This window comes from Asanoa hainanensis (assembly GCF_900188485.1).
Lineage (GTDB): Bacteria > Actinomycetota > Actinomycetes > Mycobacteriales > Micromonosporaceae > Asanoa > Asanoa hainanensis.
This window is the reverse complement of sequence record NZ_FZPH01000003.1, coordinates 563786-584944: the sequence shown is the minus strand read 5'-3', so window position 1 is coordinate 584944 and position 21159 is coordinate 563786. Positions and strand designations below refer to the sequence as shown.

Genomic DNA, 21159 nt, shown 5'->3' with positions numbered 1-21159 from the left:
GGCCTGACCTGCCCGGGTAGGGCTAGCCGGATGGTGCCCGGGGCCGCGGGTCGGCACAGTAGGTGACGTGACCACGACGTATCCGCAGACCTCGACCCCGACGCCCACGCCGGGCCAGGCAACCGGCCGTGCCGCACCCTGGCTGGCCGGCAGCGGCATCGCGTTGCTCGCCTGCGCGCTGGTCAGCGGCCTCGCCCAGGCCGCGCACGACTTCCGCTGGTGGTCCCTGTTCGTGGTGATTCCCACGTCGCTGATCAGCGCGGCCGGCTTCGTCGCCCTGCGCCGTGGTGGCGGCATCCTCGGGTACGCCGTCGGCAACCTGGGCCTGATCGCCTTCGCGGTCGGCGTGATGCTGATGTTCGGCGACGTGCCCCGGTTCTGGCCGCTGCTCATCTCGTTGCCGGCCGCGGCGATCGCGGGCAGCTACTGGTGGCGCCCGCAAGACCCGCTGGGCCGCTCGTTCCACCGCACCCTGGTCATGCTGGCCACGATCGCGGTCGTCCTCGGCCTGGCCTTCCAGGGCCTGCGTTTCGACCTGTTCCACCTCGAACCCCGCTGGTGGGCCTGGTACATGGTGGCCGCAGGCCTGGTCGTAGTAGGCAACGGAGCCGAGCTGCTGCGCCACCGCATGGTCTACCGGGTGTCGGCGGCCGCGCTGGCCGCCGGCCCCGGCATCGTCACCATCCTGCTCGGCATCCGCTTCCTACGCGGTTGGTGGTTCTAGCTTTCCCACCGCGGACCTGGCAGCGGAGCGAAGCGGAGCGCTCTCTGGCGGGAGCAACGGTCGCGCCCACCGCGAACCCGAGTCAGGAACTCGCTTTGAACGGGCTCCTGACTCGGCTGCTCGGTTAGAAAGCCGAAGCGACGACTAGCTCCGTGGTGCGATCAGGCAGGAAGTCGAGCTTGCCAACGTGGCCGGCGGCGCGGAGGTCGTCGGCGGCCAGGGCCAACGTCTCCAGCATCGTCGCCGGACCGAGCACCTCGGCCAGCGGCACCGGGGTGCGCATCGAGAGCTTGCGCTCCGACTTGGCCCGGCGCACCTGGGAGAGCGCGTCGCCGGCCAGCCGCAGCAGCTCGGGCGTCGCGTCGCCGGCCAGCTCGTGGACCGTGGGCCAGGGCGCCTTGTGCACGGAGCCGTAGCGCCACCACGACCAGACCTCCTCGGTGACGTAAGGCAAGAAAGGCGCGAACAACCGCAGTTGCACCGAGAGCGCGGTGGCCAGCGCCGCCCGGGCCGACCCGGACGCCGTCGTGTCGCCGTAGGCCCGTTCCTTGACCAGCTCGATGTAGTCGTCGCAGAACCGCCAGAAGAACGACTCGGCGGCCTGCAGCGCGGTCGTGTGGTCGTACGCCTCGAATGCCGTGGTGGCCGTGCCGACCACCTCCCGCAGCCCCGCGAGCATCGCCTGGTCGAGCGGCTCGGTGACGCCGCCGCTGGCCGTGCCGAAGCTCAGCGCGAACTTGGACGCGTTGAGGATCTTCGTGGCCAGCCGGCGCCCGATCCGGATCTGCGCGGGGTCGAAGGCCAGGTCGGTGCCCGGCCGGCCGCTGGCCGCCCAGTAGCGCACCGCGTCGGGGCCGTTGTCGACCAGCAGGTCCATCGGCGTGACCACGTTGCCCTTGGACTTCGACATCTTCTTGCGGTCGGGGTCGAGGATCCAGCCGGAGAGCACCGCGTCGCGCCACGGCAGCGTGCCGTGCTCGAAGTGGGCGCGCACGACCGTGGCGAACAGCCAGGTGCGGATGATCTCCTGCCCCTGCGGGCGCAGGTCCATCGGGAACACCCGGGCGAACAGGTCGGGGTCGGTCTCCCAACCGCCGACGATCTGGGGACTCAGCGACGAGGTGGCCCACGTGTCGAGCACGTCGGGATCGCCGGCGAACCCGCCCGGCACGCCCCGCTGGTCCTCGGAATAGCCCGCCGGCACGTCGGACGTCGGGTCGACCGGGAGCCGGTCCTCGGTGGGCACCAGCGGGTGGTCGTAGTCGGGCCGGCCGTCGGCGTCGAGCGGGTACCAGACGGGCACCGGCACGCCGAAGAACCGTTGCCGGCTGACCAGCCAGTCGCCGGTGAGCCCGCCGACCCAGTGGTCGTAGCGGTGCCGCATGTGGGCCGGCACCCAGTGCAGCTCGCGGCCTCGGTCGAGCAGCGTGGCCCGCAGATCGGCGTCGCGGCCGCCGTTGCGCAGATACCACTGGCGGGTCGACACGATCTCCAGCGGCGAGTCGCCCCGCTCGTAGAACTTGACCGGGTGGGTGACCGGGCGCGGCTCACCGATCAGGTCGAGCGTCTCGGAGAGCAGGGTGACGATCTCCCGGCGGGCCTGGTTGACCGTGCGGCCGGCCATTTTCGCGTATTTCTCGGGATCCACGCCGTGCGGCGCCTCGGGCAGCAGGCGGCCGTCACGACCGATCACCACGCGGGTGTCCAGCCGCAGCTCGCGCCACCAGGTCACGTCGGCGAGATCGCCGAACGTGCAGACCATCGCGATGCCGCTGCCCTTGTCTTTCTCCGCCGCCGGGTGCGCGTGCACGGGCACCTCGACACCGAAGACGGGGGTACGCACGGTGCTGCCGAACAGGTGCGCGTAGCGCTCGTCGTCGGGGTGGGCCACCAGCGCCACGCACGCCGGCAGCAGCTCGGGCCGGGTGGTCTCGATGTAGACGGGCTCGTCGCCAGGGCCGTGGAAGCGCAGGCGGTGGTAGGCGCCCGGCCGTTCCCGGTCTTCGAGCTCGGCCTGGGCGACCGCGGTGCCGAAGCCCACGTCCCACAGCGTCGGCGCCTCGGCGGTGTAGGCCTCGCCCCGGGTCAGGTTGCGTAGGAACGCCCGCTGCGAGGTGGTGCGGGCGTGCCGCCCGATCGTCGTGTAGGTCAGCGACCAGTCGACCGACAGCCCCAGCCGGCGCCAGAGCGCCTCGAACGCGCGCTCGTCCTCGACCGTCAGCCGCTCGCACAGCTCGATGAAGTTGCGCCGGGAGATGGCCGTGGGGTTCTTCCGCGCGGCGTCGTCGACCGGTGCGGCGGGCGGCGTCCAGGCCGGGTCGTACGGCAGGGACGCGTCACCGCGCACGCCGTAGACGTTCTGCACGCGGCGTTCCGTCGGCAGGCCGTTGTCGTCCCAGCCCATCGGATAGAACACCATCTTGCCGCGCATGCGCTGGAACCGGGCCACGGTGTCGGTGTGGGTGTAGGAGAAGACGTGGCCCATGTGCAGCTCGCCGGATACGGTCGGCGGAGGCGTGTCGATGGCGTATACGTCGGACCGGGCCTTCGACCGGTCGAACGCGTACGTGCCCGCCTCCTGCCACCGGTGCGACCAGGTCTCCTCGATGCCGTCCAGGGACGGCTTCTCAGGGATCCCGGCGCGACCTTTCGCCGTATCCGTCATAGCGCCAGGGTACCGCCGGGTTCGACCCATTTTCGAAGGCCAGGTCCTGGCTCGGCGGGGTGAAACCCTTCTCCGGCTGGCCGCTGACGGCCCGGCTGAGCACGTCGGTGACGGCCTTGATGACCTCGGTCTGCACCGCGCCGCCGACCCCGTCCGCCGGGTGCGTCGGGTTGGCGGCGATGCCGGCGGCGGCGACCTGTGGGGTGAAGCCGACGAACGACTCGGTGGCGTTGTCCTCCGCGCTGCCGGTCTTGCCGGCGACCGGCCGACCATCGAGCATTGTGGACACCTGGGTGGCGGTGCCGTCGTCGCACTGGCCGTAGGCGCCGTCCTGGCCGACCGGGCAGCGGGCCGCGTCCACCGCGGCGCGGGCGACGTCGGGCTCCAGGACCTTCGTGCACTGGGGCTCGGCCGCCTGGACCGGCTTTCCGGCGGCGTCGCTGATGCCCTTGACGGGCAACGGCTTGCAGTACGTGCCGTCGGCGGCGATCGTCGCGTACGCGTTGGCCAGGTCCAGTGGCGTGGTGTCGGCGACGCCGAGGGTGAACGAGCCCCAGTCACCGGCGTCGTTCTGCGCGCGCTCGGCGTCGGACTTGGCGCGGAACTTGATGCCCAGCCGCTGCGCCATCTCCACCACCTTCTCGGCGCCGACCTGCTCCTCGAGGTGGACGAAGTAGGTGTTGACGGAGCGGCCGAACCCGGTCCACATGTTGCGATAGCCGTCCATCCACGATGGATTGTCGTTGGCCGGGCAGTAGAAGCCGTCGCAGGAGGCCGGTCCGCTGTCCCGCCAGCCCGTCTTAAGCTGCGCCGGGGCGTCGAAGCCGGAGTCCAGCGTGTAGCCGTTCTCGAGCGCGGCCAGCATGGTGAACAGCTTGAAGGTCGAGCCGGCCTGGTAGCCGGTCACCGAGTCGCCGCCGGCGACCAGTTGGTCGACGGTGTTGCCGGCGCCCTTGGCGACGCTGTAGTGGCGGTTGACGGCGAGCGCGAGCACCCGGCCGGTGCCGGGCTGCACGGCGGCGATCGGCAGGGCCTTGGGCGAGTCGTAGCCGTAGACGCCGGTGGCGGCCTCGGTCGCGGTCTGCTGCACCTTGGTGTCCATTGACAGCGTGATCCGGTAGCCGCCGTCGCGCAGGGCGGCGAGCCGCTTCTGCGGTGTGTCGCCGAACGCGGCCTGCTGCTGCCACCAGGAGACGAAGTAGTCGCAGAAGAACCGGCTGTCGGCCGGTGCGGCGGCGGTGCACCCGTTGGGCACGGCGCCCGGCTTGACGCCCAGCGGCTTCTGCTTGGCCTGGTCCGCGTCGGCCTGGCTGATGTCGCCGGCCTTGGCCAGCGCGTTCAGCACGTAGTCACGGCGGGTCTGGGCGGCGGCCTTGTCGCCGTGGATCGGGTCGTACGCGTCAGGGGACTGGACGAGGCCGGCGAGCATCGCGGCCTGGGGGAGGGTCAGCTTGGCCGGCGTCGTGTCGAAGTAGGTCTGCGCCGCGGCCCCGATCCCGTAGGCGCCGGCGCCGAAGTACACGATGTTGAGGTAGTTGCCGAGGATCTGGTCCTTGCTGAGCGCGTTCTCGACGGCGACGGCGTACCGCATCTCCTGGACCTTGCGTCCGAGCGTGTCCTCGGTGGCGGCGTCGCGTTCCTGCTGGGTCGACTTGGGATCGGTCTTGAGCACATTCCGGACATATTGCATGGTCAGCGTGGAGGCGCCCTGTTGCACCTCGCCACCGCGCCCGTTGGCCACCAGGGCCCGGGCCACGCTGCGTGGATCGACCGCTCCGTGCTCGTAGAACCGGGTGTCCTCGGCGGCGACGATGGCCTGCCGCATCACCGGCGCGACCTGGTCCAGCGTGACGTCGTTGCGGTTGAGGTCCGTGAACGTCGTGATCAGCGTCTTGCCGTCGGCGGCGTAGAGCCGGGAGGCCTGGGGGACGGTCGGGTGGGCCAGGGCCTCCGGCAGGTCGGTGGTCGCGGCGGCGACCTTGGTGGCGACGAACCCGGCCAGAAGCCCGGCGGGCAGCGCTCCGGCGGCGACCAGCGGACCCACTACGCCGGCACCGACAGCCAACCGCGTCCATCTCGCCATCGATGCCTCCCTGAGTTGTCCTGCACTCAGGCTGCGCCGTCTACTGAGTGATCCTCACTCAGGATGCGTATGTTCTACGGAAATGCCCAGCTACCGGGCCAAATTCACACTGGTCTGCCAGCAACCGCCCAGCCCCCGCTCAGCGGTGGTTACCCAGCGCGCTGCGGTCACAGCAGAGAGTCCTGCCATTGGGTGTGCAGCCTGGCGTAGCGGCCGCCGCCGGTGATCAGGCGGCTCGGTGGACCGTCCTCGACCACCCGGCCGTCGTCGACGACCAGGACGCGGTCGGCGATCTCGACCGTGGACAGGCGGTGCGCGATCACCAGGGCGGTGCGTTGGCGCAGGATGGTGCGCAGCGCCCGCTGGACGAGTCGTTCCGTCGGCACGTCCAGCGACGACGTGGCCTCGTCGAGGATCAGCACGCCGGGGTCGGCCAGGAACGCCCGCGCGAACGCCACGAGCTGTCGCTGGCCGGCCGACAACCGCCCGCCGCGCCGGTGTACGTCGGTGTCGTAGCCCTCCGGCAGCGCGGCGACGAACTCGTGCGCGCCGATCGCCCGGGCGGCCGCCACCACCTCCGCGTCCGTCGCGTCGGGGCGGCCGAAGCGCAGGTTGTCGGCGACCGTACCCGCGAACAGGTGGTTTTCCTGCGTGACCATGACGACGGCCCGGCGCAGGTCGGTGTCGCCCACGTCGCGGAGGTCGACGCCGTCGAGCCGGACCGTGCCCGCGTCCGGGTCGTAGAACCGCGCCACCAGCTTGGCCACCGTCGACTTGCCGGCGCCCGTGGCACCGACCAACGCCACGATCTGGCCAGCCGGGATCTCGATCGTGAAGTCGGCCAGCACCGGTGGGCCGTCGCGGTAGCCGAAGGTGACCTGCTGGAAGGTGATCGACCGACCGCCGGCGGCCGGTGGCAGCGGCACCGCGCGGGCTGGCTCCGGCACCGCCGGCCGCTCGTCGAGCACGCCGGCCAGCTTCTCCAGCGCCGCCGTGGCTGACTGCAACGCGTTGTAGAACTGGCTCAGCTCCTGCATCGGCTCGAAGAACCGGCGCAGGTAGAGCAGGAACGCGGCCAGCACCCCGATCGCCGTGCGGCCGTGCAGCACCTGCCAGCCACCGAACGTCAGCACACCGGCGATCGCCACGTTGCCGATCAGCTTGATGCTCGGCGAGTAGACCGCGATCAGCCGGAACGCGCGCAGCGACGCCACCCGGTAGTCGTTGTTGAGCTCGTCGAAGATCTGCTGGTTGCGCGGCTCGCGGCGGAACGCGTGCACCGCCCGGATGCCGCCCAACGACTCGACGAAGTGGACGATCACCAGAGCGACCGCTTCCCGTGTACGCCGGTAGGCCACGGCCGACGCGCGCGCGAACCAGCGCGACAGGAACAGCAGGAACGGGAAGGTCAGCAGCGTCACCAGGGCCAGTGGCGCGTCGAGGTAGAGCAGCACCCCGGCCACCGAGACCACCGACAGGCCGGCCAGCACGAGGTCGTCGATGCCGCCGTCGACCAGCTCGCTGATCGAGTCCATGTCGCTGGTCAGCCGGGCCACCATCCGGCCCGACGTGTAGCGCTCGTGGAACCCGATCGACAGCCGCTGGAAGTGGTCGTAGACCCGTTGCCGCAGGTCGCGCACCACGTCCTGGCCGATCCGGGCGGACAGCCGCAGGAAGCCGCGCTTGCCGAAGTACTCGGTCAGCGACGCCGCCACGAACGCCAGGCCGACCTCGATCAGGATCGTCGGGTCACCCTGGCGCAGCGGCGGGATGCCCTTGTCGATCGCGAGCATTACCAGGAACGGACCGGCCATGCCGGCGACGCTCTGCAACAGGAGCAGGACGACCGTAGCGGCCAGCGCGCGCCGGTGCGGGCGCACCAGGGAACCCAGCAGCACCCGGCTGCGGACCCGCAGTCGCGCGACCGCCGCGGGGTCACTGGCCTCGGCGGCTGTCCGGTCGGCATCGAGGTCGGCGGCCCGGCCGCGCCAGGCGTGGGCCGTCATGCGGCCTCGGCGGTGGTGGCCGCCTCGGAGAGCACCGCCCGGTACGCGGGGACGGTGGCCAGGAGCTCCGAGTGCGTGCCGGTCGCGACGATCACCCCACCGGCGAGCAGCGCGACCCGGTCGGCGAGGGCGATCGTCGACGGCCGGTGCACCACGAGCAGCGCGGTGGTGTCCGAGAGCACCCCGGCCAGCGCCTTCTCGACCAGCGCCTCGGTGTGCACGTCGAGCGCCGACAGCGGGTCGTCGAGCACCAGCACCCGGGGCCGGCTCAGGATCGCCCGGGCCAGCGCGAGCCGTTGCCGCTGGCCGCCGGACAGCGACAGCCCCTGCTCGCCGACCCGGGTGTCGAGACCCCAGGGCAGGTCGTCGACGAAGTCGGCCTGGGCCAGTGCGAGCGCCTCGTGGATCTCGTCGTCGGTGGCGTCGGTGCGGCCCAGCGCCAGGTTCTCCCGGACCGACATGGAGAACAGCGTCGGCTCCTCGAACGCGACGCCGACCACCTCGCGCAGCGAGCACATCCGCAGGTCGCGGATGTCGCGGCCGTCGAGGGTGATCCGGCCCGAGGTCACGTCGTAGAGCCGGGGCACCAACGAGACCAGGGTGGTCTTGCCGCAGCCGGTGGTGCCGACCACGGCGAGCGTCTCGCCCGGCCGCACGGTCAGCGAGATGCCGCGCAGGACCGGTCGATCGCTGCCGGGATAGCTGAACCAAACGTCGTCGAAGCACACCTCGCCCTTGACGTTCGCGGCCTTCGCCGCGTTAGGCCGGTCCACGATGGAGGGTGGGGCGTCGAGCACCTCGTAGATGCGGTCCGAGGCGGTCATCGCCTCCTGCGCGTTGCCGATGATCCAGCCCAGCGACTCGATCGGCCAGATCAGCATGAGCTGCAGCGTGACGAAGGCGACGAGCTCGCCGATCGTGAGCCGGCCGGCGGCGACCTCCACCGCGCCGGCCACCAGCACCGCCGCCAGGGTCAGGTTGGGCACCAGGTCGAACTGGGCGGAGGTGCCGGCGAGCTGGCGGCCCTTGTCGACGGCGGTGTCGCGCAGGCGGTCGGCGCCGCTGCCGAACTGGCCGCTCATGAACGCCTGCCGGCCGAACGACTTCACCGTGCGCAGGCCCCGGGCCGTCTCCTCGACCTGGGTGGCCAGGTCGCCCTGCTCGTCCTGCATCCGGCGCGACGTGCGCAGATAGGTGTGGGTGAACCGGCGACTGACCACGACCAGCGGCACGGAGCTCGCGGCCACCAGCAGCCCGAGTGGCCAGTGCAGTCGGATCAACAGGCCGACCACCACGGCGTACGTGGCCAGGTTGACGATCAGGAACAGCAGCCCGAAGGAGAGGAAGCGGCGGATCACCGACAGGTCGGCGGTGACCCGGGCCAGCAGTTGGCCGCTCTGCCAGCGATCGTGGAAGGCCACCGGCAGCCGCTGGAGGTGGGCGTAGATGTCCTGCCGGATCGTGGCCTCCATGCCGAGCGCCTGGCTCGACTGCGACCACCGGCGGATGAAGGTGAGCGTGGCCTCCGCGACCCCGAACAGCAGCGCCAGCGCCCCGAGCGCGAACAGGCCGCCGGGGTCGTGGTGGGCGATCGGCCCGTCCACGACCCGGCGGATGACCAGCGGCACCGCGATGCCGACGGCGGTGCCGGCGAGGGCAGCGAGGATCAGGAAGGCGAACTGGAGGCGGTAGGGGCGGAGGTAGCGGCGAAGCCGCCACAGGTTGCGTACCCCTGACTGATGGTCACCTTTGGTACGCACCCCGTGACGGTAAACGCTGCGAGTGTCCTAACGCATCTCGTGCCCGAGAAGCCACTTTTTCACGTCCAGCCCGTAGCGGTAGCCGCCCAGGGTGCCGTCGGTGCGCAGCACCCGGTGGCACGGCACGAACGGCGCGATCGCGTTGCGGGCGCAGGCCTGCGCGGCCGCCCTCACCGCCGTGGGGCGGCCGGCCAGTTCCGCGAACTCGGTGTACGTGACCGGTTCGCCGGGCTTGACCTGGCGGAGTACCGCCCAGGCGTGGCCGAGGAAGTCGCCGCCGGTGGCCTGCTCGACCTCGATCGTGTCGAGCGCGCTCAGGTCACCGTCCAAGTAGGACTCGACTGCTTTGCTGATCGGGCCCAGGTCCGTTTGCTTTCGGGGATGCCCGCGCAGACTCGGGTGTACGAGGGCCATCAGCTCGTCGACGCTGTCGGTGAAGCCGGCGGCCCGCACGACGCCCGCGTCGGTCGCGACGATGGTCAGCGGGCCGGTGGGGGTGGACATGGTGGTGGTGTTCACGCGTTCCTCCAGAGACGGATCAGGGCGTACGAGCGCCACGGCCGCCAGTTCGCGGCGTGCGCTTCCAGTGCTTTCGGGTCGTCCGGCAGGCCGAGGTTCTTCGCGCCCCGGCGGACGGCCAGGTCGGTGGGCAGGAAGACGTCCGGGTCGCCGGCGGCGCGCATCGCCACGTAGCCGGCCGTCCAGGCGCCGATGCCCGGCAGCGCGACCAGGCTGTTGACCAGTTCCTCCCGGTCGGCGGCGAGGTCGAGGTCGACGGTGCCGTCTTCTGCCGCACGGGCCAGGGCGCGGATCGTGGCCCTTCGGGCGGCCGGCATCGGCAGGGCCTCGTCGGGTAGCTCCGCCACCGTCGCGGGGCTCGGGAAGCCGGGTTCGTCCGTCGCGGCCGCGATCCGGCCGAGGATCGTGCGGGTCGCCGCCACCGAGATCTGCTGGCCGACGATCGCCCGTACCGCCGTTTCGAAGCCGTCGACCGCTCGCGGGACGCGTACCCCCGGCTCCTTCTCGACGATCTTGGTCAGTTTCGGGTCTTTCGCCAGCGTCGCGTCGATCGCTTCGGGGTCGGCGTCCAGGTCGAGCAGCCTTCGGCAGCGGGCGACCGCGGGTGCCAGGTCTCGCACGTCCTTGAGCTTCAGCGTGGCAGCGACGTGCGCGCCGGTGCCGTGGCCGGGGAGCGGGGTCAGGGCCACCTCGCCCGGGCCGTGTGGCAGGGCCAGCGTGCGGCGGTAGGTGCCGTCCGTGACCTCCTCGACGCCCGGGATGGTGCGGTCGGCGAGGAACTCGAGCAGGGCGGTGGCGTGCAGCGGGGGGCGGTAGGCGAGCCTGAGGTTGACGACGCCGGCCTCCTTCTTTTTGGTCTTTGTCTCGCGGAGGGTCGAGGGCGGGCCGCCGTACACCTCCTTGATCGTGTCGTTGAACTGCCGCACCGAGCCGAAGCCGGCCGCGAAGGCGATCTCCGCGAGGCCGAGGTCGGTGGTCTCGACCAGGATTCGGGCGGTCTGGGCGCGTTGGGCCCTGGCCAGCGCCAGCGGGCCCGCGCCGAGCTCCTCGGTGAGCATCCGGTGCAGGTGGCGCTCGGTGTAGCCCAGCCTGGCGGCGAGCCCGGGCACGCCCTCGCGGTCGACCACGCCGTCGCCGATGAGCCGCATCGCGCGACCGACCGTGTCGGCCCGCACGTCCCATTCGGGTGAACCCGGAGCCGCGTCGGGCCGGCATCTCCGGCAGGCCCGGAAACCGGCCCGCTGAGCAGCGGCGGCGCTGGGGTAGAAGCGGACGTTTGCCCGTTTTGGCGTGATGGCCGGGCAGGAGGGCTTGCAGTAGATCCCGGTCGACGTGACGGCCGTGTAGAACCAGCCGTCGAACCGCTGGTCACGGCTGTCGACTGCGCGGTAGCAGCGCTCGAACTCCAACTCCATGCCATCGATCCTGCCTCGCCGCGGCCCCGCTGGCTCGCGGGATTCGGACATGGCCGTTCGCTGTGTGGACGCTCAGGTTTTTGTCGGTGCGTTGCTGCACACTTGTGTTCATGGCTGCGAAGAAGTCGACTTTGGCGTTGGGTCTCCTTGGTGCCGCCGCGGCGGCGCTGGCCTGGGCGGCACGTGACGTGCCGCGGGCGATGGGAGCCAGCCCCGAGGAGCGCCGGGTCGCCCCGTCGCCACAGTGGCGCGACGGCAAGTTCCACAACCGGGTCCCCGCCCGCACGCTGACCCAGCCGGGCGGCTCGATGCTCAGCTCGTTCCTACGCGACCGGGAGCGCCGCAAGCCCCGCCTACCGATCCCGCTGGCGGCCCCGTCGCACGCCACGACCGAGGGCCTACACATCACCTGGTACGGGCACTCGTCCGCGCTGGTGGAGATCAACGGCGACCGGGTCCTGTTCGATCCGGTGTGGAGCGACCGCTGCTCCCCGTCCCACCTGGTCGGCCCGCGCCGCCTGCACGAGCCACCGGTGGATCTCTACGAGCTGCCCGCCCTCGCGGCGATCGTGATCTCGCACGACCACTACGACCACCTGGACCTGCCGTCGATCTCCGAGCTGGCCCGCATCTCGACGGCCCCATTCGTGGTGCCACTGGGCGTCGGCGCACACTTCGCCCGCTGGGGCATCCCACCGGAGCGCGTGATCGAGCTCGACTGGGACGAGTCGATCACGGTAGCGGGCTTGACCCTGACCGCGACAGAAGCCCGCCACTTCTCGGGCCGAGGCCTGGCCAGAGACGAAACCCTATGGGCGTCGTGGGTGATCGCGGGCCACGGCCGCAAGGTCTTCTACACGGGCGACTCAGGCTACTTCGACGGCTACGCCGAGATCGGCGCGGCGCACGGCCCGTTCGACGCGACGCTGATGCAGATCGGCGCCTACGGCGAGGGCTGGCCCGACATCCACATGACGCCGGAGGAGGCGGTCCGGGCCCACCAGGCGGTCCGCGGCGAGCTCTTGATCCCGCTGCACTGGGGCACGTTCGTGCTGGCCTTCCACGACTGGTCAGAGCCAGCAGACCGCCTATGGTCCGAAGCGAAGGCCGAGGGCGTAACGCTAGCGGTGCCGCGCCCGGGCGAGCGAGTCGACGTAGACGCCCCACCCGCAGTCGACGGCTGGTGGCAGGCGATCGCCTGACCCCGCCCTGACCCAAGCGACAAACAAACCCCCACCCTAGGGGCGGGTCCCGTTGTCGGGCGTAGCCCACAAATCAGGATCTGCGGGCGGTGACAAGGTGGAGCGCCCCACCGGACGTACGACCTTGTCACCGCCCGGAGATCCTGATGCCCTTTCGAAGCCCGACAACGGGACCCGCCCCTCCCTCCCCCTGGGTCCCCGCAGCTCGGGCGGGGACCGGGGCAAAGCCCCGGAAACCCGACCACCGAACTCCAACGAGCCCACAGCACGACCATGCGCGACTCAAACCGCGCGGGCCAGACCAGACGTGGCTCGCCCGGCGAATAGCCCGCGACACAGATCAAACCGTCGCCCTGACGGGCCCGCGCCTGGCCTGGCCCGCGCCTGGCCTGGCCCGCGTCTGGCCTGGCCCGCGTCTGGGCTGGGGCGCGTCTGGGCTGGGGCGCGTCTGGGCTGGGGCGCGTCTGGGCTGGGGCGCGTCTGGGCTGGGGCGCGTCTGGCCTGGCCCCCGCGTCTGGCCTGGCCCCCGCGTCTGGCCTGGCCCCCGCGTCTAGCCTGGGCTGCGTCTGGCCTAGCCCCCGGCCTGGCGTGGGCCGCGCCTCGCCCGGCCCCGCGCCTGGCCTGGCCCCCGCGTCTGGCCCCGGGCCGCACGAAACCCAGGCCCGGACCCGTCCTGGTGATCGTGTGCACGTCATCTGGGTGTTCCGGGCCCCCTGCCATGATCGGGTGCAGCTGGTCTGGCGCTAGTGCCGCGCGTCGTCCAGATGAGGCGCACCCGATCATGGTTTGAACACCGCGTCCACCCGATGCGCTGCACCCGATCATGGCCACCGCCGCAGCCAGGCATCGGGGGACAAGCAACTCACCTGATCGGGCACCAGCCCCGACCCGCTCTGCGTCGAGCCGTCGATCGGGCCACGATCGCCCCCGGCTCGATCTTGATCTCTTGATCGCCCACGCCCCGGATGGAGGTCTGGAGCGCCCTGCGTAAGCTGGTCTGTTGTGAGTCTGACCATCGGGATCGTCGGCCTGCCCAACGTCGGCAAGAGCACGCTGTTCAATGCACTGACGAAGAACGACGTGCTTGCGGCGAACTACCCATTCGCAACCATCGAGCCGAATGTCGGTGTTGTGGGGTTGCCGGATGAGCGGCTGCCCAAGCTGGGCGCCCTGTACGACTCGCAGAAGATCGTGCCCGCCCCCGTCTCGTTCGTCGACATCGCGGGGCTGGTTCGCGGCGCGTCCAAGGGCCAGGGGCGGGGCAACGCGTTCCTCGCCAACATCCGCGACGCGTCCGCGATCTGCCAGGTCGTGCGGGCCTTCTCGGACCCCAACGTGGTCCACGTCGACGGCAAGGTGTCCCCGGCCGACGACATCGAGACGATCAACACCGAGCTGATCCTGGCGGACCTCCAGACGATCGAGAAGGCGCTGCCGCGGCTGGAGAAGGAAGCGAAGCTCCGCAAGGACCGCGCGGCGATGGTCACCGCGGCCAAGGCCGCCGCCGAGCTGCTCGACACCGGCGTGACCCTCTACGCGGGTGCGGCGGCCGCCGGCATCGAGGTGGACGAGCTCCGCGAGCTGCACCTGCTGACCACGAAGCCCTTCCTGTACGTGTTCAACGTCGACGAGGAAGAGCTCAACAACGCCGCGTTCCTCGACGAGCTCCGGGCCCTGGTCGCTCCGGCCGAGGCCGTCTTCATGGACGCCAAGGTCGAGTCCGAGCTGATCGACCTGCCCGAGGACGAGGCGCGCGAGCTGCTGGAGTCGATCGGCCAGCCCGAGCCGGGCCTCAACCAGCTCATCCGGGTGGGATTCCGGACGCTGGGCCTGCAGACCTACCTGACCGCCGGCCCGAAGGAATCCCGCGCCTGGACGATCCCGGTCGGCGCCACCGCCCCGGAAGCCGCCGGCGTGATCCACTCAGACTTCCAGCGCGGCTTCATCAAGGCCGAGATCGTCTCCTACGACGACTTGATGGCAGCAGGCAACATGAGCGCGGCCAAGGCAGCAGGCAAGGTCCGCATCGAAGGCAAGGACTACACAATGCAGGACGGCGACGTCGTCGAGTTCCGCTTCAACGTTTAGCCGATCAGGCCGTCGTGGGCCTCCTGACCAGGTAGTGATTGGCTAAACTACTGCCAATCCGATGGGCGATGCCGGGGGGAGGGGACATGGTCGACAAATTCTCGGTCCCTCTGGTGACGCCCTACGAAGCGGCGACTCACCTCCAGATCCCCGAGCGGACGATGTACCGGTGGCTCCGCCCGGAGAACGACAGGCCGCCGCTTGTTCACAGCGTCCCACCCGAGAAGCGTGGGTGGCCCTCTGTGCCCTTCATCGCGCTGGTCGAGGCTTATGTGCTGCGCGCGCTCCGCGACCTGGGTCTCTCGCCTCGCGCCATCGCTGATGCGGCCGCCGAGGTTCGTGCCACCTTCGGCACCGAATACGGCCTTGCCACCCGACGCATCGCTACGGATGGCATCGACGTTTTCATTCACTACCTCGACAGTGACGAGCTTGCTCGCGCGGCCGATCGGCAGATCCCGATCCGGGGGATCGTCGAGGACTACTTGAAGTACGTGAGCTGGGACAACGACGGCTTCGCGCAGCGTCTTGTTCTGCGCCGATACGATCCCGCCATCGCCCGGGTCGTCATTGACCCGCGATTCGCGTGGGGTGCGCCGATCGTGGAGCCGGCAAGAGTGACCGTCGACGCCGTGGTTGGTATGTGGCGAGGCGGAGAGACCACCGAAACTGTCGCTGACGAATACGGGTTGAGCGTTGAGCAGGTCGAGGCGCTCATCAGAGTCGCCGCCTGAGTTCTTCGCGGACCGGTGTCTCGGTCGGCGGGCGCCGGCGCTTCTCATTGAGTGGGGTTGGCTCGTGCACGTCATCGGGGACCATTTTCCCAACGACGCGCAGCGAGTGGGGGACGACGAGTGGATCGAGCACGGCCTTCGTCGTGGGTGGTCGCTGCTCACCCAAGACGAGCGCATCTCCCGGCAACCCGTCGTTCGCAGACTTCTCGAGCGGTATCGCGGCTGCGTGCACTGCCTCGACAGCGCCAACCTTTCAACGAGTGCCAAGGCCGCCCGCTTCGAGTCGCATCGTCGGGTGATCCACCAGCACGCACGTGATCGACAAGTAGGCTTTTCGTAGTTCACGAGTTCGGCACGCCAAGACGGAAGCGCGTGGGCTGAACAAGATTGGTTCCGCTCCGACAAGCTAGGGGATGACCGCATGTACCTGCTCGAGCTCGCCTTCGACGGCAACCCCGAGCGGCTGGAGCACCGGCCCGCGCACCGGGAAGTTCTCGCTGCCCTCAAGGAGCGTGGGAAGGTTGCGATGGCCGGGCCGTACGCCGATGAGTCCGGTGCCCTGCTGATCTTCGACGTGGACACCGAAGACGAGTTCGAGGCGCTTGTCGCCGCCGACCCTTACTACCGCGCCCCAGGCGTCACGATCGCTGCCAAGCGGGAGTGGAACCCCGTCATCCGCTGATGTAGTGCAGCACGACGTTGTGGACGTGGTGGGCCTTGTCGGAGCCGCGGAACTCGACCTCGTACGTGTGCGCGCCCACGTGGATGGCGATCGAGCCCGTCGAGAAGAACGCGCCGCCCCACGACTTGTTGCTGACCACGCTCACGCTGGTGATCTTCGCGTACGGGATGCTCGTGATCGCGACCTTCTTGCCGATGAACGACTTGTCCTGCACGATCACGCGGCGGTTGGTGACGCCGATGAAACCCGTGCCTGCGCCGATCGCGTCGTAGACCGCGATGACCTCCTCGCCCTGCAGCAGCCCGCTCTCGATCTGCCGCAACTGCTCTTTCCGGTCGTACTTGGCGTTCGTGGTCGTCATAGAACCGACGCTAAGGGCCACGGTCAAGGACGAGATTTCTCACGCTAGGCAGCACCGGCGAGGGCCGGCATGCTGTCCGCATGGGTCTCGATGGTGTGGTGGCGTTGGTGACGGGCGGCTCGCGGGGGATCGGGCGGGCGGCGGCCCAACAGCTCGCGGCCAGCGGCGCGACGGTGGTCGTGCATTACGGCACCAACAAGGCCGCCGCGCAGGAGACATTGGACAGTCTCGGCCCGGGAAACCACGAGATGCGGCCCGCCGATCTCAAGGACCCCGCGCAGATCAAGGAGCTCGTCGACCAGGTCGTCGCGCGGCACGGCACGATCGGGGTCCTGGTCAACAACGCCGGGACCTACGAGCCGCATCCTGTTCTCGAGACCTCCTACGAGCAGTGGCAGGAGGTTTGGCGGCGGACGATGGACACCAACCTGACCGGGCCCGCCAACCTGATCCACGAGGTCGTCCCGCACATGGTCGCCGCCGGCGGTGGGCGGATCGTCAACATCACCTCGCGGGGCGCGTTCCGGGGTGAGCCGACCCATCCCGCCTACGGCGCGAGCAAGGCCGGGCTCAACAGCCTCAGCCAGTCGCTGGCCAAGGCGCTCGGCCAGCACAACATCTACGTCACCGCGGTCGCTCCCGGGTACGTAGACACGGACATGGCCGCGCCCTACCTCAACGGGCCCCGCGGCGAGGCGATCCGCAACGAGACCGCGATCGGGCGCATCGCCGACGTCGACGAGGTGGCGAAGCTGGTGGTCTTCCTGGCGACCCCGGGCACGGAGTCGATGACCGGCGGGGTCATCGACATCAACGGCGCTTCCTACCTGCGTACGTGACGGCGACCGCTTCGTAACCGTCGGTGACGAGGAAGGGCCACAATACAACCCACGAGAGTGGCGCCGGATACCCACAGCAGCGAGTGGCGGTAGGTCACCCGCCGGCTACTCCTCGTTGAGGACGAGCCGGTAGGCGTCTTCGATGCGCGCCGCGAGCGTCACTTCGCGTTCCGTGAGCGATACCCCGTCGGCGGCCGCGAGCTTGACCTGTGTGTAACCATCGAGACGGCGGATTTCAGCCCTGAGGTGGAGTGCGTCGGCGCAGACCTTCACCCGTTCGGTGAGATCGCTGTGCTGCGAGTTGTCGAGCTGGAAGACCCGCTTGAGCTGCTTGTCTTCGCGCGACCAGCCGGCCAGCAGGGCGAGCGCGTCTGACAGGTAGTCGCCTCGGGCCCGACCGTTCCACAGGGCTCGCATCCACACCTCCCAGGCGTCGTTGCCGGCTTGTGGCCAAATCGCCGCCATCTCGTCATGGTTCGGTGCCCTCAGTCTTTCGCTGACCGGCCCCGGTGTCCACGCCCACATTTCCCCCTTGTGGTGACCTAGGGGACGGCTCCGGCACCCGAAACGACATTTCATCTGGCACGCTGGTTGGTCGTGCACGCCGAAAGTCCTAGTCCGTCCGTCAGCCGGGGGAGTGCGACCATCCTCGTCATCGTCGGTGCCGCTATCGTTGCTGAGCGTAAAGTTTTGGCCTGTGCCCGAGCGCATCCTCCGGAATTGGCCGGCATGTGGGAGTTTCCCGGCGGGAAGGTCGAGCCGGGTGAGTCCGAGACCGGTGCACTCGTGCGGGAATGCCAGGAAGAACTGGGTGTGCGGATCGCGGTCGGTGATCGCATCGGCGACGATATCCCGTTAGGGCACCGCCGTACCGTATTGAAGATTTTCGCCGCACGACTGGTTGACGGCGACCCGAAGCCGTTGGAGCATGCCGCCCTGCGCTGGCTGGGCCGCGACGAGCTCGACGACGTCGCCTGGCTCCCGGCCGACGCCCCGATCGTGGCGGCCCTCCGCGCGGGGCCCTGGCTGGACTGACAAGGCCGGCAAAGGCCGGTGCCGGGCGCGCGTACGGACAGCAAAAGGCCCCCAGCCGAAGCCGGGGGCCTTTCTAAAAGCTCAGTCCTGGTCCGGGTGCGCGTAGTTCAGGTCGCGCGGCGGCAGCGGGAACTCCACGTCGTCGCCGAACGGGGACGCGGCACCGGACCGGTCGAACGCGGCCTCGCTGACGCCCAGGCGGCCGTTGGCGCCCACCGCCGGAAGCTGCGCGGGCCCGACCCGCCGGTGCCAGTTGACGCCTCGTTCCACTTCCTGCTCCTCGGTGCGTTCGTGTGCGTCCGGAAGGTCCACGCCGGTCATGGCGGGGCCCGCGGAAACCGCATGGCTGGAGCCGGACTGTACCAACTCGTCGTCGTCGGGGTGCCGGCGGAAGATCTTGCTGCCCAGCCACACCAGCGGATCGTATTTACGGTCCACCACGCGCTCCTTCATCGGAATGATCGCGTTGTCGGTGATCTTGATGTGCTCAGGGCACACCTCGGTGCAGCACTTCGTGATGTTGCAGTACCCGAGACCCTGATGCTGCTGAGCGTACGTCTTCCGGTCTTCCCGCGCGTCCAATGGATGCATATCCAGCTCGGCGGCGCGGATGAAGTAGCGCGGACCCGAGAACGCGTTCTTGTTCTCGTCGTGGTCGCGTACCACGTGGCACGTGTTCTGGCACAGGAAGCACTCGATGCACTTCCGGAACTCCTGCGAGCGCTCGACGTCGACCTGCTGCATCCGGTACTCACCCGGCGCGACACCGACCGGCGGCGCGAAGGCGGGCGTCTCCCGGGCCTTCTCGTAGTTGAACGAGACGTCCGTGACGAGGTCCCGGATCACCGGGAACGTCCGCAGCGGCGTCACGGTGATCGTCTCGGTCTCGGAGAAGGTCGACATCCGGGTCATGCAGCCCAGCCGCGGCATGCCGTTGATCTCCATCGAGCACGAGCCGCACTTACCGGCCTTGCAGTTCCAGCGACAGGCGAGGTCGGGCGCCTCGGTGGCCTGGAGCCGGTGGATGATGTCGAGGACGACCTCACCCTCGTTGACCTCGACCTGGTAGTCCTGCAGGTCGCCGCCGGTCTCGTCACCCCGCCAAACCTTGAATTGGCGCTTCTCTCCCATTACTTGCCAGCCCCTTCGGCAGACGCGTCGAAGTCCGCCAGCTCTTCCTCGGTGAGGTACTTCGAAAGCTCGGTGCGGTCGAACAGCCCGATCAGCTCCGGACGGATCTTCGGCAGCGGCTTGTGCTCGAGCCGGACCTTGTCGCCGTCGAGGGAGCAGACGAGGTTGACCGTCCGCCACTTCGCGGACATCGCGGGGAAGTCCTCGCGGGTGTGGCCGCCCCGCGACTCCTCCCGCTCCAGCGCCGCCTTGGCGGTGCACTCGGAGACCACCAGCATGTTGCGCAGGTCCAGGGCCAGGTGCCAGCCCGGGTTGTAGCGACGGCCGCCGGTCGTGCCGACCTTGGCGACCCGCTCGCGCAGCTCGGCGAGCCGGGTCAGGGCGTCTTCGAGCTCGCCCTTGCGGCGGATGATGCCGACCAGGTCGCCCATCACGGCCTGAAGATCCTGCTGCAGCTTGTACGGGTTCTCGCCGGCTTCCCGCGTGAGCGGGGCGAGCGCCGTGTCGACGGCCGCCTCCACGTCGGCCGCGGGCACGGTCGGACGCTTCTCGATGCCGTCGACGTAGCTCGCCGCGTACTCGCCGGCCCGTTTGCCGAACACCAGCAGGTCGGACAGCGAGTTGCCGCCGAGCCGGTTGGAGCCGTGCATGCCGCCGGACACCTCGCCGGCCGCGAACAGGCCCTGCACGTGCCCCATCGCCGCGCCGGAGTCGGGGTCGACCTCGACGCCGCCCATCACGTAGTGGCAGGTCGGGCCGATCTCCATCGGCTCCTTGGTGATGTCGACGTCCGCCAGCTCCTTGAACTGGTGGTACATCGACGGCAGGCGCTTCTGGATGTACTCCGCCGAGCGACGCGATGCGATGTCGAGGTAGATGCCGCCGGCCGGGGTGCCGCGACCCTCCTTGACCTCGTTGTTGATCGCGCGGGCGACCTCGTCCCGGGGCAGCAGCTCCGGCGGGCGCCGGTTGTTGTCCGGGTCGGTGTACCAGCGGTCCGCCTCCTCCTCGGTCTCCGCGTACTGCTTGCGGAAGACGTCGGGGACGTACTGGAACATGAACCGCTTGCCCTCGGAGTTCTTGAGGACGCCGCCGTCGCCGCGGACCGACTCGGTGACCAGGATGCCCTTGACCGAGGGCGGCCAGACCATGCCGGTCGGGTGGAACTGGAGGAACTCCATGTTGATCAGCGTCGCGCCGGCGCGCAGGGCCAGCGCGTGGCCGTCGCCCGTGTATTCCCAGGAGTTCGACGTGACCTTGTAGGACCGGCCGACGCCGCCCGTCGCCAGCACCACCGCGGGCGCCTGCAGCAGCAGGAAGTCGCCGGACTCGCGGTAGTAGCCGAACGCGCCGGCGATCCGGTCGCCGTCGAGCAGGAGCTCGGTGATCGTGGTCTCGGCGAACACCCGGATCCGGGCGTCGTAGTCGCCGAACTCGCGCTTGTCCTCCTGCTGCAGCGACACGATCTTCTGCTGGAGCGTGCGGATCAGCTCCAGGCCGGTGCGGTCACCGACGTGCGCGAGGCGGGGGTACTCGTGGCCGCCGAAGTTGCGCTGCGAGATCTTGCCGTCCGGCGTGCGGTCGAACAGCGCGCCGTAGGTCTCCAGCTCCCAGATCCGCTGCGGCGCCTCCTTGGCGTGCAGCTCGGCCATCCGGAAGTTGTTGAGGAACTTGCCGCCGCGCATGGTGTCGCGGAAGTGCACCTGCCAGTTGTCGCGCGAGTTCGCGTTGCCCATCGCCGCGGCGGCGCCACCCTCGGCCATCACCGTGTGGGCCTTGCCGAACAGCGACTTGGAGATGATGGCGACCCGCTTGCCGGCCAGCCGTGCCTCGATCGCCGCCCGGAGGCCGGCGCCGCCGGCGCCGATCACGACGACGTCGTAGTGGTGTCGTTCGATTCGCTCAGTCATGTCAG

18 protein-coding genes are annotated in these 21159 nt (G+C 69.8%); 8 read left to right on the top strand and 10 right to left on the bottom strand.

The genetic code is table 11. From position 1 onward, the window contains the following. The first annotated feature begins 67 nt into the window (after nucleotides 1-67). Complete coding sequence (locus CHC05_RS10265; protein ID WP_089247132.1) at nucleotides 68-724, top strand: hypothetical protein; 657 nt, start codon at nucleotides 68-70, stop codon at nucleotides 722-724. A gap of 124 nt (nucleotides 725-848) precedes the next feature. Here the strand turns inward: CHC05_RS10265 and valS are convergent, their stop codons facing one another. The 6 genes from valS to CHC05_RS10235 form a co-directional block, all read right to left on the bottom strand. After that, nucleotides 849-3389 (bottom strand): valine--tRNA ligase, encoded by a 2541-nt coding sequence (gene valS / locus CHC05_RS10260; protein ID WP_089247130.1) that lies wholly within the window; start codon nucleotides 3387-3389, stop codon nucleotides 849-851. Further along, the gene (locus CHC05_RS10255) at nucleotides 3352-5472 is read right to left on the bottom strand and encodes a transglycosylase domain-containing protein (protein ID WP_089247128.1); all 2121 of its coding nucleotides are present in this window, start codon (nucleotides 5470-5472) and stop codon (nucleotides 3352-3354) included. The genes valS and CHC05_RS10255 overlap by 38 nt, the downstream gene beginning before the upstream one ends. A gap of 167 nt (nucleotides 5473-5639) precedes the next feature. Next, complete coding sequence (locus CHC05_RS10250) at nucleotides 5640-7478, bottom strand: ABC transporter ATP-binding protein (protein WP_089247126.1); 1839 nt, start codon at nucleotides 7476-7478, stop codon at nucleotides 5640-5642. Next, nucleotides 7475-9238, bottom strand: a complete 1764-nt coding sequence (locus CHC05_RS10245) for an ABC transporter ATP-binding protein (protein ID WP_089247124.1) — start codon at nucleotides 9236-9238, stop codon at nucleotides 7475-7477. Before CHC05_RS10245 ends, CHC05_RS10250 begins: the two co-directional genes overlap by 4 nt. 27 nt (nucleotides 9239-9265) lie before the next feature. Continuing rightward, nucleotides 9266-9742: a methylated-DNA--[protein]-cysteine S-methyltransferase gene (locus CHC05_RS10240; RefSeq protein ID WP_089247539.1), complete on the bottom strand. Its 477-nt coding sequence runs from the start codon at nucleotides 9740-9742 to the stop codon at nucleotides 9266-9268. Between the two features lie 11 nt (nucleotides 9743-9753). Further along, nucleotides 9754-11172, bottom strand: a complete 1419-nt coding sequence (locus tag CHC05_RS10235) for a DNA-3-methyladenine glycosylase 2 family protein (RefSeq protein WP_089247122.1) — start codon at nucleotides 11170-11172, stop codon at nucleotides 9754-9756. A 110-nt stretch (nucleotides 11173-11282) separates the two neighbouring features. On the opposite strand from CHC05_RS10235, the gene CHC05_RS10230 reads away from it, so the two are divergent. The 5 genes from CHC05_RS10230 (at nucleotide 11283) to CHC05_RS10215 (ending at nucleotide 15878) form a co-directional block, all read left to right on the top strand. Further along, complete coding sequence (locus CHC05_RS10230) at nucleotides 11283-12374, top strand: MBL fold metallo-hydrolase (RefSeq protein ID WP_245870751.1); 1092 nt, start codon at nucleotides 11283-11285, stop codon at nucleotides 12372-12374. A gap of 1002 nt (nucleotides 12375-13376) precedes the next feature. Then, on the top strand, nucleotides 13377-14462 hold the full coding sequence (ychF, locus tag CHC05_RS10225) for a redox-regulated ATPase YchF (protein WP_089247120.1): 1086 nt from the start codon (nucleotides 13377-13379) through the stop codon (nucleotides 14460-14462). 86 nt (nucleotides 14463-14548) lie between these two features. Beyond that, a complete protein-coding gene (locus CHC05_RS10220; protein WP_089247535.1) occupies nucleotides 14549-15196 on the top strand; it encodes a DUF433 domain-containing protein in 648 nt (215 codons plus the stop codon). After that, nucleotides 15159-15536, top strand: a complete 378-nt coding sequence (locus CHC05_RS43405; protein ID WP_179266114.1) for a PIN-like domain-containing protein — start codon at nucleotides 15159-15161, stop codon at nucleotides 15534-15536. Before CHC05_RS10220 ends, CHC05_RS43405 begins: the two co-directional genes overlap by 38 nt. Nucleotides 15537-15617: 81 nt before the next feature. Continuing rightward, entirely contained in the window at nucleotides 15618-15878 is a 261-nt protein-coding gene (locus CHC05_RS10215; RefSeq protein WP_089247118.1) for a YciI family protein, read from the top strand. On the opposite strand, the gene CHC05_RS10210 is transcribed toward CHC05_RS10215, so the two are convergent. After that, on the bottom strand, nucleotides 15868-16239 hold the full coding sequence (locus tag CHC05_RS10210; protein ID WP_089247116.1) for a PH domain-containing protein: 372 nt from the start codon (nucleotides 16237-16239) through the stop codon (nucleotides 15868-15870). The genes CHC05_RS10215 and CHC05_RS10210 overlap by 11 nt on opposite strands. A gap of 80 nt (nucleotides 16240-16319) precedes the next feature. Here CHC05_RS10210 and CHC05_RS10205 point away from each other — a divergent pair, with 80 nt between their 5' ends. Continuing rightward, entirely contained in the window at nucleotides 16320-17078 is a 759-nt protein-coding gene (locus tag CHC05_RS10205; protein ID WP_089247114.1) for an SDR family NAD(P)-dependent oxidoreductase, read from the top strand. A 105-nt stretch (nucleotides 17079-17183) separates the two neighbouring features. On the opposite strand, the gene CHC05_RS10200 is transcribed toward CHC05_RS10205, so the two are convergent. After that, on the bottom strand, nucleotides 17184-17495 hold the full coding sequence (locus tag CHC05_RS10200) for a 4a-hydroxytetrahydrobiopterin dehydratase (RefSeq protein WP_089247533.1): 312 nt from the start codon (nucleotides 17493-17495) through the stop codon (nucleotides 17184-17186). Between the two features lie 180 nt (nucleotides 17496-17675). On the opposite strand from CHC05_RS10200, the gene CHC05_RS10195 reads away from it, so the two are divergent. Next, nucleotides 17676-18113 (top strand): (deoxy)nucleoside triphosphate pyrophosphohydrolase, encoded by a 438-nt coding sequence (locus CHC05_RS10195; RefSeq protein WP_089247531.1) that lies wholly within the window; start codon nucleotides 17676-17678, stop codon nucleotides 18111-18113. An 81-nt stretch (nucleotides 18114-18194) separates the two neighbouring features. Here CHC05_RS10195 and CHC05_RS10190 read toward each other — a convergent pair whose 3' ends face one another. Next, on the bottom strand, nucleotides 18195-19244 hold the full coding sequence (locus CHC05_RS10190) for a succinate dehydrogenase/fumarate reductase iron-sulfur subunit (RefSeq protein WP_089247112.1): 1050 nt from the start codon (nucleotides 19242-19244) through the stop codon (nucleotides 18195-18197). Next, on the bottom strand, nucleotides 19244-21154 hold the full coding sequence (locus CHC05_RS10185) for a fumarate reductase/succinate dehydrogenase flavoprotein subunit (protein WP_089247110.1): 1911 nt from the start codon (nucleotides 21152-21154) through the stop codon (nucleotides 19244-19246). Before CHC05_RS10185 ends, CHC05_RS10190 begins: the two co-directional genes overlap by 1 nt. Between the last annotated feature and the right edge of the window lie 5 nt (nucleotides 21155-21159).